We start from the raw sequence: 16790 nt of genomic DNA on the forward strand, positions 1-16790 counted from the left end.
AGATTCCATTAGCCACGCCCGCTGACACCGGGCCAACGAAGATCTTTGAACCATGGCCACTATCCACGTAGACGGCAAAGAGCTCGAAGTCGATGGGGCAGACAACCTGTTACAGGCCTGTCTGTCGCTAGGACTCGATATTCCGTATTTCTGCTGGCACCCTGCCCTGGGCAGTGTTGGCGCCTGCCGCCAGTGTGCAGTCAAGCAATACACCGACGAAAACGACACCCGTGGTCGTATCGTCATGTCCTGCATGACCCCGGCCACTGACGGAAGCTGGATTTCCATCGAAGACGAAGAGGCGAAAGTGTTTCGCGCCAGCGTCGTCGAATGGCTGATGACCAATCACCCGCACGACTGCCCTGTGTGCGAAGAAGGCGGTCACTGCCACCTGCAAGACATGACCGTGATGACCGGCCACAACGAACGCCGTTATCGCTTCACCAAGCGCACTCACCAGAACCAGGAACTCGGCCCGTTCATTTCCCACGAAATGAACCGCTGCATTGCCTGCTACCGCTGCGTGCGCTTCTATAAAGACTACGCAGGCGGGACTGACCTCGGTGTGTTCGGTGCCCACGACAACGTGTACTTCGGTCGCGTTGAAGACGGTGTGCTCGAAAGCGAGTTCTCGGGCAACCTGACAGAAGTCTGCCCGACCGGCGTGTTCACGGACAAAACCCACTCCGAGCGTTACAACCGCAAGTGGGACATGCAGTTCGCGCCCAGCATCTGCCACGGTTGCTCCAGCGGCTGCAACATCAGCCCCGGCGAGCGTTATGGTGAATTGCGCCGTATCGAAAACCGCTTCAACGGCTCGGTCAACCAGTACTTCCTGTGTGACCGCGGCCGCTTTGGCTATGGCTATGTCAACCGTACCGACCGTCCACGTCAGCCACTCCTGGCCGACGGCACCAAGCTGAGCCTCGACGCTGCGCTGGATAAAGCCGCTGACCTGCTGCGCGGGCGCAACATTGTCGGTATCGGCTCGCCACGCGCCAGCCTCGAAAGCAACTACGCGTTGCGCGAGCTGGTCGGCGCCGAACACTTCTACTCAGGCATCGAAGCCGGTGAGCTGGCGCGCATTCGCCGGGTGCTGCAAGTATTGAAAGACAGCCCGCTGCCTGTTCCGAACATGCGCGAGATCGAAGATCACGACGCCGTGTTCGTACTGGGCGAAGACCTGACGCAAACCGCTGCCCGTATGGCGCTGTCGGTCCGTCAGTCGGTGAAGGGCAAAGCTGAAGAAATGGCCGATGCCATGCGCGTTCAGCCTTGGCTCGACGCCGCCGTGAAGAACATCGGTCAGCACGCGCTGAACCCGCTGTTTATCGCGAGCCTGGCTGAAACCAAACTCGATGACGTGGCTGAAGAATGCGTCCATGCGGCACCGGACGATCTGGCGCGCATCGGTTTTGCCGTGGCTCATGCCATCGATGCCAGCGCACCGGCCGTTACCGGTCTGGACGCTGAGGCGCTGGAGCTGGCCAAGCGTATTGCCGACGCCCTGCTCGCCGCCAAACGCCCGCTGATCATTGCCGGTACTTCGCTGGGCAACAACGCCCTGATCGAAGCCGCAGGCAACATCGCCAAAGCCTTGCACCTGCGCGAAAAGGCCGGTTCTATCAGCCTGATCGTGCCGGAAGCCAACAGCCTCGGCCTGGCCATGCTAGGGGGCGACTCGGTAGACGCCGCCCTGCAAGCGGTGATCGACGGTAACGCCGACGCCATCGTGGTGCTGGAAAACGATCTGTTCACCCGCGTTGACGCGGTCAAAGTCAATGCTGCACTGGACGCTGCCAAGGTCGTGATTGTTGCCGACCACCAGAAGACCGCCACCACCGACCGTGCCGATCTGGTACTGCCAGCGGCCAGCTTTGCTGAAGGCGACGGCACTCTGGTCAGCCAGGAAGGTCGCGCCCAGCGCTTCTTCCAGGTCTTCGACCCGACTTACCTGGACGCCAACATTTTGGTCCACGAAGGCTGGCGCTGGTTGCATGCCCTGCGCAGTACCCTGCTGAACAAGCCGGTTGACTGGACCCTGCTCGACCACGTCACGCAAGCCACGGCAGCCAGCACACCTGAACTGGCCCGCATCGTCGATGCAGCGCCATCCGCTGCATTCCGCATCAAGGGCATGAAACTGGCCCGCGAACCGCTGCGTTATAGCGGCCGCACCGCGATGCGCGCCAACATCAGTGTGCACGAGCCGCGTACCCCACAAGACCCGGACACCGCGTTCGCGTTCTCGATGGAAGGTTACTCAGGCTCCGTCGAACCGCGCCAGCAAGTGCCGTTCGCCTGGTCGCCGGGCTGGAACTCGCCACAAGCGTGGAACAAGTTCCAGGATGAAGTCGGTGGGCATATCCGTGCAGGCGACCCGGGCACCCGCCTGATCGAAAGCACAGGTGATTCACTGAACTGGTGCGCCAACATTCCGGGCGCTTTCAACCCGGCACGTGGCAGCTGGCAAGTGGTGCCGTTCTTCCACCTGCTGGGCAGCGAAGAAAACTCGTCCAAAGCCGCACCTGTTCAGGAACGCATCCCGGCCGCTTACATTGCACTGGCCAAATCTGAAGCCGACCGCCTGGGTGTCAACGATGGCGCCCTGCTCAGCCTTAACGTTGCCGGTGTGACCCTGCGTCTGCCCCTGCGCATTAATGACGAGTTGGGTGCGGGTCTGGTGGCATTGCCTGTCGGGCTTGCCGGTATCCCGCCTGCGATCTTTGGCCTTACCGTTGACGGTTTGCAGGAGGCAGCCCAATGACCTGGTTCACGCCTGAAGTAATCGACGCGATCATATCGGTGGTCAAAGCCGTGGTCATTCTGCTGGCGGTCGTCGTATGCGGCGCGCTGCTCAGTTGGGTTGAACGTCGTCTGCTGGCCCTGTGGCAAGACCGTTACGGTCCTAACCGCGTGGGCCCGTTCGGCGCGTTCCAGATCGCCGCTGACATGATCAAGATGTTCTTCAAGGAAGACTGGACGCCGCCGTTCGCCGACAAGGTGATTTTCACCCTGGCACCGGTAGTGGCCATGAGCGCCTTGCTGATTGCCTTCGCGATCATCCCGATCACCCCGACCTGGGGTGTGGCGGATCTGAACATCGGCATCCTGTTCTTCTTCGCCATGGCCGGTCTGTCGGTGTACGCGGTGCTGTTCGCCGGCTGGTCAAGCAATAACAAGTTTGCCCTGCTGGGCGCCTTGCGTGCCTCGGCACAGACCGTGTCCTACGAGGTGTTCATGGGCCTGGCGCTGATGGGCATCGTGGTGCAGGTAGGCTCGTTCAACATGCGCGACATTGTTGAATACCAAGCGCAGAACCTGTGGTTCATCATTCCGCAGATCTTCGGTTTCCTGACCTTCTTCATCGCTGGCGTGGCCGTGACTCACCGTCACCCTTTCGACCAGCCAGAAGCCGAGCAGGAACTGGCCGATGGTTACCACATCGAATACGCCGGCATGAAATGGGGCATGTTCTTCGTCGGTGAATACATCGGGATCGTGTTGATCTCGGCGTTGCTGGTGACTTTGTTCTTCGGTGGCTGGCACGGGCCTTTCGGCATCCTGCCGCAGATTCCGTTTATCTGGTTCGCCCTGAAGACCGCGTTTTTCATCATGATCTTCATCCTGCTGCGCGCTTCTATTCCGCGCCCACGGTATGACCAAGTGATGGACTTCAGCTGGAAGTTCTGCCTGCCGCTGACCCTGATCAATTTGCTGGTGACCGCCGCAGTCGTGTTGTTGAACACGCCTGCCGGCGCGGTTCAGTGAGGATAGAGACCCATGTTCAAGTATCTGTTTGACATCGTGCATGGCACCTACACCCAGCTTCGCAGCTTGGTGATGGTGTTTGGCCATGCCTTCCGCAAGCGTGACACGCTGCAATACCCCGAAGAGCCGGTCTATCTGCCACCGCGCTACCGTGGCCGTATTGTCCTGACCCGCGACCCGGACGGCGAAGAGCGCTGTGTAGCCTGTAACCTGTGCGCCGTCGCGTGCCCGGTGGGCTGCATCTCGCTGCAAAAAGCCGAAACCGAAGATGGCCGTTGGTACCCGGAGTTTTTCCGCATCAACTTCTCACGCTGCATTTTTTGCGGCCTGTGTGAGGAAGCCTGCCCGACCACCGCGATCCAGTTGACACCGGATTTCGAGATGGCCGAGTTCAAACGCCAGGATCTGGTGTACGAAAAAGAAGATTTGCTGATCGCAGGGCCGGGCAAGAACCCTGATTACAACTTCTATCGTGTTGCGGGTATGGCCGTTGAGGGCAAACCGAAAGGTGCTGCTCAGAACGAAGCCGAACCGATCAACGTGAAGAGCTTGCTGCCTTAAGGAAGAACGATGGAATTCGCTTTCTATTTCGCATCGGGTGTCGCTGTCGTGTCCACGCTACGCGTGATCACCAACACCAACCCTGTGCACGCCCTGCTCTACCTGATTATTTCGCTGATTGCCGTGGCGATGACATTCTTCAGCCTCGGTGCACCCTTTGCCGGTGTGCTCGAAGTGATCGCCTACGCCGGTGCCATCATGGTGCTGTTCGTGTTTGTGGTGATGATGCTCAACCAAGGCCCGGCCTCGGTGACTCAGGAGCGCCATTGGCTCAAGCCCGGTATCTGGGTCGGACCGAGCATTCTGTCCGCCATCCTGCTGGCCGAACTGCTGTACGTGCTGTTCGCCCAGTCGAGCGGTGCCGCAATCGGTCAAACCACCATCGATGCAAAAGCCGTGGGCGTCAGCCTGTTCGGCCCGTATCTGCTAGTGGTCGAACTCGCCTCGATGCTGTTGCTTGCCGCAGCCGTGACGGCGTTCCACTTGGGCCGCACTGAGGCGAAGGAGCAATAACATGCCATCAATACCTCTCGAACATGGTCTCGCAGTCGCGGGCATCCTGTTCTGCCTCGGTCTGGTTGGACTGATGGTTCGCCGTAATATTCTCTTCGTGTTGATGAGTCTGGAAATCATGATGAACGCCGCTGCACTGGCGTTCATTGTGGCGGGTGCACGTTGGGCGCAGCCGGATGGGCAAGTGATGTTCATCCTGGTGATCACCCTGGCAGCGGCCGAGGCCAGTATTGGCCTAGCGATCCTGCTGCAACTGTATCGCCGCTTCCACACGCTTGATATCGATGCTGCCAGTGAGATGCGCGGATGAACCTTCTCTTTCTGACTTTCGTATTCCCCCTGATCGGCTTTTTGTTGTTGTCGTTCTCCCGAGGACGCTTCAGCGAAAACCTCTCGGCCCTGATCGGCGTCGGCTCCATTGGCCTGTCAGCCATCGTGGCCGCGTATGTGATCTGGCAATTCAACGTGGCGCCGCCTGAGGGCGGTCAGTACACGCAAGTGCTGTGGCAGTGGATGGCGGCCGGTGATTTCAAGGCCAACTTCGCCCTGCACCTGGACGGTTTGTCAGTCACCATGCTCGGCGTTGTCGTCGGTGTAGGCTTTCTAATCCACGTCTTCGCCTCGTGGTACATGCGCGGTGAAGACGGCTACTCGCGCTTCTTCTCCTACACCAACCTGTTTATTGCCAGCATGCTGTTCCTGATCCTGGCCGATAACCTGTTGTTCGTGTACTTCGGCTGGGAAGGCGTAGGCCTGTGTTCATACCTGTTGATCGGTTTCTACTACAGCAACCGCAACAACGGTAACGCCGCACTCAAAGCCTTTATCGTGACCCGTATCGGCGACGTGTTTCTGGCCATCGGCCTGTTCATCCTGTTCCAGCAACTGGGCACATTGAACATTCAAGAGCTGCTGGTTCAGGCCCCGATCAAGTTCAAGGCCGGCGATTTCTGGATCGTTCTCGCGACCCTGATGCTGCTGGGCGGCGCGGTCGGTAAATCGGCCCAACTGCCCCTGCAAACCTGGTTGGCAGACGCGATGGCTGGTCCGACGCCGGTGTCGGCACTGATCCACGCTGCAACCATGGTTACGGCCGGTGTTTACCTGATTGCCCGTACCCACGGCCTGTTCACGCTGGCGCCTGATGTGCTGCACCTGGTGGGCATTGTCGGCGGTGTGACCCTGGTGCTGGCAGGTTTTGCGGCACTGGTGCAAACCGACATCAAACGTATCCTCGCCTACTCGACCATGAGCCAGATCGGCTACATGTTCCTGGCGCTGGGCGTGGGTGCCTGGGACGGCGCGATCTTCCACCTGATGACCCATGCCTTCTTTAAGGCCCTGCTGTTCCTTGCCTCCGGCGCAGTGATCGTTGCCTGCCATCACGAGCAGAACATCTTCAAGATGGGCGGCCTGTGGAAAAAACTGCCTCTGGCCTACGCCAGCTTTATCGTCGGTGGCGCGGCGCTGTCTGCCTTGCCATTGCTGACGGCCGGCTTCTACTCCAAGGACGAAATTCTTTGGGAAGCCTTCGCCAGCGGTAACAACGAGCTGCTGTATGCCGGTCTGGTGGGTGCGTTCATGACCTCGCTGTACACCTTCCGCCTGATCTTCGTCACCTTCCACGGCGAAGCCAAGACCCAAGCTCACGCAGGCCACGGCGTGACCTACTGGCTGCCATTGAGCGTGTTGATCGTACTGTCGACTTTCATCGGCGCCATGATCACCCCGCCACTGGCCGGTGTTCTGCCACAAAGCGTTGGCCACGCGGGCGGTGAAGCCAAGCACAGCCTCGAAATCGCCTCGGGTGCCATTGCCCTGGCCGGTATCCTGCTCGCCGCCCTGCTGTACTTGGGCAAGCGTAGCTTTGTCACCGCCGTCGCCAACAGCGGCATCGGTCGCTTCCTGTCTGCCTGGTGGTTCGCAGCCTGGGGCTTCGACTGGCTGTACGACAAACTGTTCGTCAAACCGTACCTGTTGATCTGCCGCTTGCTGGCCAAGGATCCTCTGGACCAGACCATTGGTTTGATCCCGAAGATGGCCAAGGCCGGGCATAACGCCCTGAGCCGCAGCGAAACCGGTCAACTGCGTTGGTACGCTGCATCCATGGCCGCCGGTGCTGTACTGGTCATGGGCGCCATCGTACTGGTAGCGGTCTGATATGAACCTTCGACTTTGCGAAAGGAATTGAGCCCGTCATGATTCTGCCTTGGCTAATCCTGATCCCCTTTATCGGCGGCCTCCTGTGCTGGCTGGGTGAGCGTTTCGGCTCCACCCTGCCCCGCTGGATTGCATTGCTGACCATGTCCCTTGAACTTGCCCTCGGCCTTTGGCTGTGGTCTCAAGGTAACTATTCACTGGCACCCAACCCCGGCGTCGCTCCGACCTGGGCGCTTGAGTTCCAGCACACCTGGATCGAACGCTTCGGCATCAGTGTGCACCTGGCACTCGATGGCCTGTCGCTGCTGATGATCCTGCTCACCGGCTTGCTCGGTGTGCTGTCGGTGTTGTGCTCCTGGAAAGAAATTCAGCGTCACGTGGGCTTCTTCCACCTGAACCTGATGTGGATCCTGGGCGGTGTAGTGGGCGTGTTCCTCGCCATCGACCTGTTCATGTTCTTCTTCTTCTGGGAAATGATGCTGGTACCGATGTACTTCCTCATTGCGCTCTGGGGTCACAGTTCATCCGACGGCAAGAAAACCCGTATCTACGCCGCCACCAAGTTCTTCATCTTCACTCAGGCCTCAGGTCTGATCATGTTGGTGGCGATCCTGGGCCTGGTACTGGTCAACTTCAACAACACCGGCGTCATTACCTTCAGCTACGCCGAGTTGTTAAAAACCAAGATGTCGCTCACCACCGAGTACATCCTGATGCTCGGCTTCTTCATTGCCTTTGCCGTGAAGCTGCCGGTTGTGCCGTTCCACTCCTGGCTGCCGGATGCTCACGCACAGGCGCCTACCGCAGGCTCGGTCGATCTGGCCGGTATCCTGTTGAAGACCGCTGCCTATGGTCTGCTGCGTTTTGCCTTGCCGCTGTTCCCGAATGCGTCGGCCGAGTTTGCGCCGATTGCCATGACCCTGGGTCTGATCGGGATTTTCTACGGTGCGTTCCTGGCCTTCGCACAAACCGACATCAAGCGTCTGATCGCTTTCTCCAGCGTTTCGCACATGGGCTTTGTACTGATCGGTATCTACTCCGGTAGCCTGCTGGCCCTTCAAGGCGCGGTGATCCAGATGTTGGCCCACGGTGTTTCGGCAGCCGCGCTGTTTATCCTCAGCGGTCAACTGTACGAACGTCTGCACACCCGCGACATGCGTGAAATGGGTGGACTGTGGTCCAAGATCGCTTACTTGCCGGCCATCAGTCTGTTTTTCGCGGCCGCTTCGCTGGGCTTGCCGGGCACCGGTAACTTCGTCGGTGAGTTCCTGATTCTGATGGGCTCGTTTGCACACTTCCCTTGGGTCACGGCGATTGCAACGACCGGTCTGGTGTTTGGTTCGGTCTACTCGCTGATCATGATTCACCGCGCCTATTTCGGCCCTTCCAAATCGGACGCTGTACTGACCGGTATGGATGCACGTGAACTGATCATGGTGCTCGGTCTGGCGGTACTGCTGATTTTCATCGGCGTGTACCCACAACCGTTCCTCGATACCTCGGCTGCCACCATGAATGGCGTGCAGCAATGGATCGGCACCGCCTTCACTCAACTCGCTTCGGCCCGGTAAGAGCGCTATGGAATTCACGATCCAACACTTTATCGCGCTTGCTCCGCTGCTGATTACCAGCCTCACCGTTGTGGTGGTGATGCTGGCAATCGCGTGGCGCCGCAACCACTCGCAAACCTTCCTGCTCTCGGTGGCGGGGCTTAACCTGGCCCTGCTGTCGATTTTCCCGGCGTTGAAAGTCGCGCCACTGGCAGTCACCCCGCTGTTGATGATGGACAACTTCGCCTATCTCTACATCGGGCTGATTCTGGCCGCGACGTTGGCCTGTGTCACGTTGGCTCACGCCTATCTGGGCGAAGGCGGCACGGGTTATCCGGGCAATCGCGAAGAGCTGTACCTGCTCATGCTGCTGGCTGCGACCGGCGGTATTGTTCTGGTCAGCGCACAACATCTGGCTGGTTTGTTTATCGGCCTGGAGCTGCTGTCGGTGCCGGTTTACGGTCTGGTGGCTTATGCCTTCTTCAACAAGCGTTCGCTGGAAGCCGGTATCAAGTACATGGTGCTGTCGGCCGCCGGTTCTGCGTTCCTGTTGTTTGGTATGGCTTTGCTATACGCCGAAGCCGGTAGCCTGAGCTTCAGCGGTGTCGGTCAGGCTCTGGCAGCCACTGGCGTACCTGCGCCATTGGCCCAGCTGGGTCTTGGTATGATGCTGGTCGGCCTGGCATTCAAACTGTCGCTGGTACCTTTCCACTTGTGGACGCCGGACGTGTACGAAGGTGCTCCGGCACCAGTGGCTGCGTTCCTGGCGACTGCGTCGAAAGTGGCCGTGTTTGCGGTAATGGTGCGTCTGTTCCAAATCACTCCGTCGGCCACGACGGGGGTGATGAGCGATGTGCTGACCGTGATCGCGATTGCTTCGATCCTGTTTGGTAACTTGCTGGCCCTGACCCAGAACAACCTCAAGCGTCTGCTGGGTTACTCCTCCATCGCTCACTTCGGCTACCTGCTGATCGCCCTCGTGGCGAGCAAAGGCATGGCCATGGAAGCCATCGGTGTGTACCTGATCACCTACGTGCTCACCAGCCTGGGTGCATTCGGTGTGATCACCCTGATGTCCTCGCCGTACAAAGGCCGTGACGCCGATGCGCTGTACGAGTACCGCGGCCTGTTCTGGCGCCGTCCGTACCTGACCGCGGTGATGACCGTGATGATGCTCTCGCTGGCTGGCATCCCGCTGACCGCAGGCTTTATCGGCAAGTTCTACATCATCGCGACAGGTGTTGAGGCTCATCAATGGTGGCTGGTAGCGTCCTTGATCCTGGGCAGCGCCATCGGCGTGTTCTACTACCTGCGTGTGATGGTGACCCTGTATCTGGTTGAACCAAAATTGCATCGCCACGACGCTCCGCTGAACTGGGAGCAGAAAGCAGGCGGCGTCATGCTGCTGGCGGTTTCGGTACTGGTGTTCTTCCTGGGCGTGTACCCGCAGCCGATGCTGGAACTTGTACAACGCGCAACCTTGGGCCTTATGGGCTAAACAGTCGTGGTTGACCCATACCCCGTGAAAGCCTGGCTTTCACGGGGTATTTTTTTGCTCACGGTCAGGCTCACACACCCGCTTCACCGGGTACAGCCCCTCTCTCGACCAAGACGCATCCTTTTGTAGAGATCGATAAACCCTCAAATCACTAAATTGCCTTGCGTTGTCCCACCTGTTCTTGCGATCCAGGCCACGCGTTTAAAACCGCAACCCCGCCAGTCGTATCAGCGCTTCCTATCTGTATGCACCCCCTACCCCAACGGGCCCCGGCCACAGGCTGCCTACATCAACATCCGCGCCTCACTGTTTAATAGTTCGGCGTGTCAACGCTATAAACATTTGTAAATATGTGCAGATAAGTCAACGCACTTCTTAATCCTTCAGCAGGCACACCCACCCTTGCATTGACACCCATTCTTCACCGCCATAAATTGATCCCGCAACTTGAAAGAGTCACCTTAACCCCCCCTTCACTACTTCTAACAAAAAGGTAATTCATCATGGGCTATATGGTACGCGGCTTCATCGGGGCCGAACTTCCCGACAGTGAACTTCAACACGCTGAAACCGAAGAACAACGAATTGAAGCATTACAGCTCAGCGAAGACGAAAAAGCCGAGTTAAACATCGTGTAATCCCAGAGGGAAAAGCACATCGCTTTTCCCTCTCGCAAACCTCACACGGCAAGGGGAAGACAATGCCTGATTCGGTTAACTGCAATCTACTGGCCAATGAAGTTTCACTGACACGGCAATTTCAAGCCATCAGCAATAGACCGAGGCAAGCCTTTCGCTTTAACTCACCGCCAGGACCTGAATTAAACAACCTGTTCTTCTTATCAGTACATGATGTGACCTACGTAGGACGTAAACTTTTATCCCACTCAGACGAACGCGGGTGGTATCAATCAAGTTGCCTAAATCCGTCACAACTTCTAGGGCAGCTTTTAAGCATCGCATACACCAATAATGGTTTGGCTGTGCATTTCATTTCACTCGAAGACAGTCAAAGGCATGATCTTTTCCACGCTGCTATTCAATACCCTGACAGCGAGGTTTATTTTCCTTTCCCCTTACTTGATAGCGCCGGACAGGAGTGCACGCTCTCGCAGGAGCAATGGGCCTGTACCCCACAACTGGCGGGACAACTCGACAACGACGAGCAGCACTTTCGCGACTACTGCGCCTTTTTTTTACGGCCCATGATCCAACCCGGCATGGTTATTTACGATCCGGCCTGTTCAACCGGCACGTTCATTGGATCCTTAGCCCAAGCCTTTCCCGAAGCGCACTGCATAGGCTCCGATCAGTCTGCAACCATGATCGAGCACGCGCGCAACCGGTTTCCTGCGCTGGTCTTCAAACACATGGACGCTGGCCTGACGCAACTCGCAAGCCTGTGTGATGTGTTGATCCTGCGCTTTTTGAATGCGGAAGTTATTCACCGCGATGACGCCCACTGTCTGTTTAAACATATGGGCAACCTGCTCAAGCCTGGTGCCACGCTCATTGTATTTGGCCATACACCGGTCCTGATCAATGTACGTAATAGTGCTCAAGCTTTAGGGTTACGCCTGATATCGTCTTTAGCTGCGCGCCCTGGCCACACTGAGCTGTTTGAGTTCTATGTAATGAAAAAGCCAGGTATTCACAAAGAACGCCTTCCCCCCTTAAACACACCCGATACTTTCAAATAAGCACCGCACTTTTTTGCAGCATCCACCTCAGTAAACACCCTGATTACACGCCTGACTTTAAACACACAGAGGGCAACACTCACAACAACTCACGGACACTGAACAGAATATTATCAATGGCTTATTAGCCTTTAACTCGCATTTGACAACCCATCAGCGCTTACCTACATGCGCCCTGCGCGTGACATTACTGACACACGCGAACTCACCTGACTCCGACAATCCACGAGGTTAATAACATGGGTTATTACATGGCACTGAACGCACAAAAACTGAAAGAGCAACATACCGCCGACACTGAAACAGGCCTCCCCTCTTTTGAGCCTCTCGAACTTACCGACGCTGAAAAGTCGGAACTCAACGCCGTATAATCACAGCAAGAAGGGTGTTGCAAACGCCCTTCTTCACCGGAGACTTCCATGAGCGCACTTTCGCCCCCTGATGAACGTGAACTTTCATTGATTGATGCTCATGTTCGTATTCATCAAGAACTGGCCAGCCTCGGCCTTTCCAGCACACTGCACGTCGCGGGCAACACGGTCGTCAATGCTCGCGTGCTCTTGAGTTCTTCAGACGCGAGCCGCCAAACCTGCGGCTCGGGCAAGGGTTACAAAGAAGCCGCCTGCACAGGGGCGTACTTCGAGGCCCTGGAGCATTACTTGACCGAGTTCCATGGCCAAGAAGCACCGATAGAGCTAATACCTGCACACCACTTCAGCCGCCGTGATTATTTATCCGATGACAGCGTACTGGATGTTATTTACCAAGATCAGGACTCAACGCTTGCCTGCCGCCGTTATACCAGCCCATTGGATGACCATAGCTTCTGCTACCCGCTCGCCTTAAGCCTGCCAGGCTACCCAGAGGCTCCCGCCCACGGCGATACCTTCAACTACGCCAGTTTGAAACGCTATTGCTGCAACAGCGGCATCGCCATTGGTGCAACGTGGAACGAAGCAGTTCTGCATGCCATCAATGAGTGCCTGGAGCGCGATGCCCTGTCGCTGTTTCTGCTTCATCATTTTTACTATTTACATGACCAGCCGTTGCGCATGCTCAAGCGCCCTACCGCCCACGAGCCTCTGTTCCAACTCTGGAGCGATGTAGAGAAGGAGTTGAACACGCAAGTCGTCGTGCTGGATATCAGCAGTGAGTTTTTGGCGCGTACCTACCTTGCCTTTACTGTCCCGTGTACCCGGCCTGTCGCTCTGTTCGGCTCCGGTACCTCGCTGTGCCCTGAACATGCAGCCACTCGCGCGTTAACAGAGTTGGCGCAAATGGTATTGGCCGCGCAGCAGCCGGACGTTGCGCGGCTGCTGAGTCTTCAAAACTGTCACTTGGCACCGTTCCCCCGTTTGCAGCGCTGCCTTCAACTGGACACCGACGAGCTGCTGGCACGTGCAGTGACTCACTGCGTGCAACTGCCTGTCGCTCAGCCCAAACAGCCCGTGTCCGAACATATTCGCAGGCTGGCCGAAGATATTCGCAGCCACCAAAAAGAGCTGGGCGTCAGCGTCATGTACCAAACCGCACTGGGCACGACACTGGCCAATGTGGTCATTCCGGGGCTGGAACGGTTTTACATCGTCACCAGTGGCAATGTCGTTATTCCACAAGCACGGGGTCTTCAACTGCATGAGCTTTATGGTTAAGGCCACCGGTACGGCGCTAACAGTTGCGAGTGATTCTCGGCTTGTATAGGCTGGCGCGCCCTCGCCAATCGACCTGGAATCTCCGTTAATGCGCTCCGCCTTTACTTCACTTCTACCTTTGGCGCTTGCTTGCGCTGCCCCCGCCTATGGCAGTGCGCTGGAACTGAGCGAGGTGCAGGTGCGCAGTGAAGACAGTAGTGATCTGGAGGCCGCACAGTCGGCAATGCGTGAAGTGCCCGGTGCCAGCAACCTGATTGATTTAACCCGCGTCGAAAACGGCCGCACAGCCAGCAACGTTGATGTATTGGCTTACCAGCCCGGTATCTACGCTCAATCAGCGGGCAATGATGGCGCCAAAGTGTCGGTGCGGGGTTCCGCAATCAACCGGGCGCCCGGCGCCCACGGTTCTGGCCTCTATGTCATGTTCGACGGCCTGCCGCTGACGGGCCCGGGCGGCACGCCCTATGAACTGTTCGAACCGTTGTGGTTGAGCCGCGCCGAAGTGCTGCGGGGCGCCAATGGATTCGGCGCCGGCTCGCTGGCATTGGGTGGCTCCATCAACTACGTGACGCATACGGGCTACGACGCTGCGCCGCTGCAAGTGCGATACGAAGCGGGCAGTTATGGTTATCGCAAACGCCAGATCAGCACAGGACAGGTACTGGGAGACCTTGATTACTACGTTTCTCTGACCGATTCCGACACTGACGGTTATCAGAATCACACGCGAGGCAGCAGTAAAGGCATCGCGGCCAACATCGGCTATCGCTTCAACCCGCAACTTGCGACACGCTTCTACCTGCGTTATCGCGAAACGGATAACGAACTGGCAGGTCGTGTGACCCAAGACCAGATCAAACATCACCCGCGCTCGGCCAATCCGGCGTATGTCAGCGGCGACTACTCACGCCCACAACCGGGTAGCACCTGGCTGGCCAACAAAACCACGATGTATCTGGATGACGACTCGCAACTGGAGGCGGGGGTGGTTTATCACGACTACCCCATGGATCTGCGCGAAGGCCCCAATCGATTGAAGGTGGCCTACACCGACGTCAGCGGCACGTTGAACTATAAACGGCGTGACACGTTGTTCGGGCTTCAAAGCGCAACCACTGTCGGTTGGCGTACAACCCGGCATTTACCCAATACCGGTGCGTCGGAATATGTGCGCATCCCGCGTGACACGACAGCCAGCTACGCGCCCGGCACCCAAATGCGCGACTTCAGCTATCAAGGGTCAGACACCGTGCTGCACGTCAGCAACGATCTGGAACTGATGCCTGACCTGTGGTTGACCACCGGCATGGCGCTGATTTATACCCGCCGCGAAAGTGACGTGAGTTACCCCAAAACCGGTGGCAAAGTGAGCCAGCATGATTGGGACTACGCGCCACGTATTGGTCTGCGTTATGAGCTCAGCCCAGACGTGCAGGTGTACGGCAACCTGAGCCGCTCGGTTGAGCCACCGCACCCGTGGTCATTGATCTGGAGTTCGCCTGCTCGATTCCCTGGCGGTAGCGGTCCGGCTACCGGTCGTCAAAGCACGCCCATCGCCATGAATAATCAAACAGCAACCACGCTTGAACTCGGCACCCGTGGCCAGTCCTGGATCGGACAGTGGGATTTGGCCTGGTACTACTCCGCTGTGCGTCACGAATTGCTGACGGTTGAAGTCGAGCCGCTCATTGTCGGCGAGTACAACGCCAGCCCGACCGTGCACCAAGGGTTCGAAGCGGGACTGAACAGCGTGCTGTGGGAGCACGATGCGATCGGCAAGGTGTCTTTGCGTCAGGCTTACACCTTCAGTGACTTCCATTACCGCGACGATGCACGATTTGGCAGTCATTCATTGCCCGGTATCGCGCAGCACTACTATCAGGCCGAAGTGCGATACGACCACCCCCGAGGTTTCTATGCCGGGGTAAATACCCAAGCGGCCTCGCGCATGGCCGTGGATTACGCCAACTCGTATTACGCCTCGTCATACACCCTGTTTGGCGCCAGCCTGGGTTACGCCTCGCCCAAGCAAGACTGGAGCACCTGGCTGGACCTGCGCAACCTGACTAACCAGCGCTATGCTGCCACGGTCACGCCAGGGTATGACGACAACGGCAAAGACGCTGCGCGCTCAACCCCAGGCGTTGGCATGGGGGCTTATGTCGGGGTGTCATACAGCTTTCGTTAATTGTTCGGCTCGATATCAGCGGGCAGTCGCACTTTACGGCGTGTACCGCTGAACAACCCCCAGCTGGAGAGGAACAACGCGGCAATCAACGGCCCGATCACAAAGCCGTTGAGGCCGAAGATCGCCATACCGCCCAGCGTTGAAATGAGGATAAGAAAGTCCGGCATCTTGGTGTCTTTGCCTACCAGGATCGGGCGCAATACGTTATCGACCATACCGATCACTAATACCCCGTACAGCGTCAACACCACACCTTCCCAGATCTGGCCCGAGACCAGAAAGTACACCGCAACCGGCGCCCACACGATTCCCGCTCCAACGGCTGGCAGCAATGACAGGAACATCATCAACACCGCCCAGAACAGCGAGCTGTGGATGCCCAGAAACCAGAACATCAACCCGCCCAACGCACCCTGAGTAATGGCGACTGCCAGATTGCCTTTGACCGATGCCCGCACCACGCGTCGCAACTTAAGCTGCAACAAGCGCTTTTGCTGCTCTGCCAACGGCACAGCATTGCGGATGAGGCGCACCATTTGCTGGCCGTCACGAATAAAGAAATACAACAGGTAGAGCATGATGAAAAAGCTCACCACCAACTCAAACGTGCTCTGACCGAAACTGAACACTTGGGTCGCGAAAAACTGGCTGCCTTCCAGCGCGCCCTTGGACACTTTCTCGCTCAGGCCGTCGATATTGCCCAGGCCAAAACGATCCAGCCAGTCCTGCACAGTCGTCGGCAAAATGTCCTTGAACTGCATGACGTAGCTGGCGACGTTGATCTTGCCGCTTTGGACATCGCTGTAAAGCGTGGCCACTTCTTGTACCAGTAAAGCCGTGGTGATAATCACCGGCAAAATGGCGATGACGGTGCATATCCCCAACGTGGAAAATGTGGCGAGATTACGCCGCCCCCTGAACTTGAGCAGCAACTTGCGCTGCAAGGGCGCGAACAAAATACCGAGAGCAACCGCCCAAAAAATTGCGCCATAAAACGGCAACAGAATCCAGATGAAAGCAAGGGTGACTAGCGCCAGCAATAACAGCAGGGTTTTACGTTGCAGACTTGTTTCGTTCATATGCCGTCCATGTCGGTAAGGCGCAAATTGATCGGTTAGCCGCAGCTTAGTCCGCCAATATACCGCCGAGTGCCATTTTTGCTGCATAAAGCATAGATCCAGATCAACATTGCGCCGTT

The 16790-nt window shown here is 57.5% G+C and carries 14 protein-coding genes; 13 read left to right on the forward strand and 1 reads right to left on the reverse strand.

The features are described from left to right. Positions 1-52 precede the first annotated feature (52 nt). The 13 genes from nuoG (at position 53) to GYN01_RS02360 (ending at position 15592) form a co-directional block, all read left to right on the forward strand. Positions 53-2767, forward strand: coding sequence for an NADH-quinone oxidoreductase subunit NuoG (nuoG, locus tag GYN01_RS02310; protein ID WP_048365293.1), 2715 nt, complete (start codon positions 53-55; stop codon positions 2765-2767). Then, entirely contained in the window at positions 2764-3771 is a 1008-nt protein-coding gene (gene nuoH, locus GYN01_RS02315; RefSeq protein ID WP_048365292.1) for an NADH-quinone oxidoreductase subunit NuoH, read from the forward strand. Before nuoG ends, nuoH begins: the two co-directional genes overlap by 4 nt. Before the next feature lie 12 nt (positions 3772-3783). After that, on the forward strand, positions 3784-4332 hold the full coding sequence (gene nuoI / locus GYN01_RS02320) for an NADH-quinone oxidoreductase subunit NuoI (protein ID WP_048365291.1): 549 nt from the start codon (positions 3784-3786) through the stop codon (positions 4330-4332). A gap of 9 nt (positions 4333-4341) precedes the next feature. Further along, positions 4342-4845: an NADH-quinone oxidoreductase subunit J gene (gene nuoJ, locus GYN01_RS02325; protein ID WP_048365290.1), complete on the forward strand. Its 504-nt coding sequence runs from the start codon at positions 4342-4344 to the stop codon at positions 4843-4845. A 1-nt stretch (position 4846) separates the two neighbouring features. After that, a complete protein-coding gene (gene nuoK / locus GYN01_RS02330; protein WP_048365289.1) occupies positions 4847-5155 on the forward strand; it encodes an NADH-quinone oxidoreductase subunit NuoK in 309 nt (102 codons plus the stop codon). Next, positions 5152-7005, forward strand: a complete 1854-nt coding sequence (nuoL, locus tag GYN01_RS02335) for an NADH-quinone oxidoreductase subunit L (RefSeq protein ID WP_048365288.1) — start codon at positions 5152-5154, stop codon at positions 7003-7005. The genes nuoK and nuoL overlap by 4 nt, the downstream gene beginning before the upstream one ends. A 38-nt stretch (positions 7006-7043) precedes the next feature. After that, a complete protein-coding gene (gene nuoM, locus GYN01_RS02340) occupies positions 7044-8576 on the forward strand; it encodes an NADH-quinone oxidoreductase subunit M (protein ID WP_203306539.1) in 1533 nt (510 codons plus the stop codon). Between the two features lie 7 nt (positions 8577-8583). Further along, the gene (gene nuoN, locus GYN01_RS02345) at positions 8584-10053 is read left to right on the forward strand and encodes an NADH-quinone oxidoreductase subunit NuoN (protein ID WP_203306540.1); all 1470 of its coding nucleotides are present in this window, start codon (positions 8584-8586) and stop codon (positions 10051-10053) included. Positions 10054-10556: 503 nt separating this feature from the next. Further along, entirely contained in the window at positions 10557-10691 is a 135-nt protein-coding gene (locus GYN01_RS22455; RefSeq protein ID WP_275296388.1) for a hypothetical protein, read from the forward strand. 62 nt (positions 10692-10753) lie between these two features. Beyond that, positions 10754-11752: a class I SAM-dependent methyltransferase gene (locus GYN01_RS02350; RefSeq protein WP_082149307.1), complete on the forward strand. Its 999-nt coding sequence runs from the start codon at positions 10754-10756 to the stop codon at positions 11750-11752. A gap of 239 nt (positions 11753-11991) precedes the next feature. Beyond that, on the forward strand, positions 11992-12123 hold the full coding sequence (locus tag GYN01_RS22460) for a hypothetical protein (RefSeq protein ID WP_275296390.1): 132 nt from the start codon (positions 11992-11994) through the stop codon (positions 12121-12123). 48 nt (positions 12124-12171) lie between these two features. After that, on the forward strand, positions 12172-13404 hold the full coding sequence (locus tag GYN01_RS02355) for a YcaO-like family protein (protein ID WP_082149306.1): 1233 nt from the start codon (positions 12172-12174) through the stop codon (positions 13402-13404). Between the two features lie 88 nt (positions 13405-13492). Next, positions 13493-15592 (forward strand): TonB-dependent receptor family protein, encoded by a 2100-nt coding sequence (locus GYN01_RS02360; RefSeq protein ID WP_048398914.1) that lies wholly within the window; start codon positions 13493-13495, stop codon positions 15590-15592. On the opposite strand, the gene GYN01_RS02365 is transcribed toward GYN01_RS02360, so the two are convergent. Further along, positions 15589-16671 (reverse strand): AI-2E family transporter, encoded by a 1083-nt coding sequence (locus GYN01_RS02365; RefSeq protein WP_048365283.1) that lies wholly within the window; start codon positions 16669-16671, stop codon positions 15589-15591. The two genes, GYN01_RS02360 and GYN01_RS02365, sit on opposite strands and share 4 nt — an antisense overlap. Positions 16672-16790: the final 119 nt, after the last annotated feature.

The organism is Pseudomonas weihenstephanensis (assembly GCF_016812185.1).
Taxonomy (GTDB): domain Bacteria; phylum Pseudomonadota; class Gammaproteobacteria; order Pseudomonadales; family Pseudomonadaceae; genus Aquipseudomonas; species Aquipseudomonas weihenstephanensis.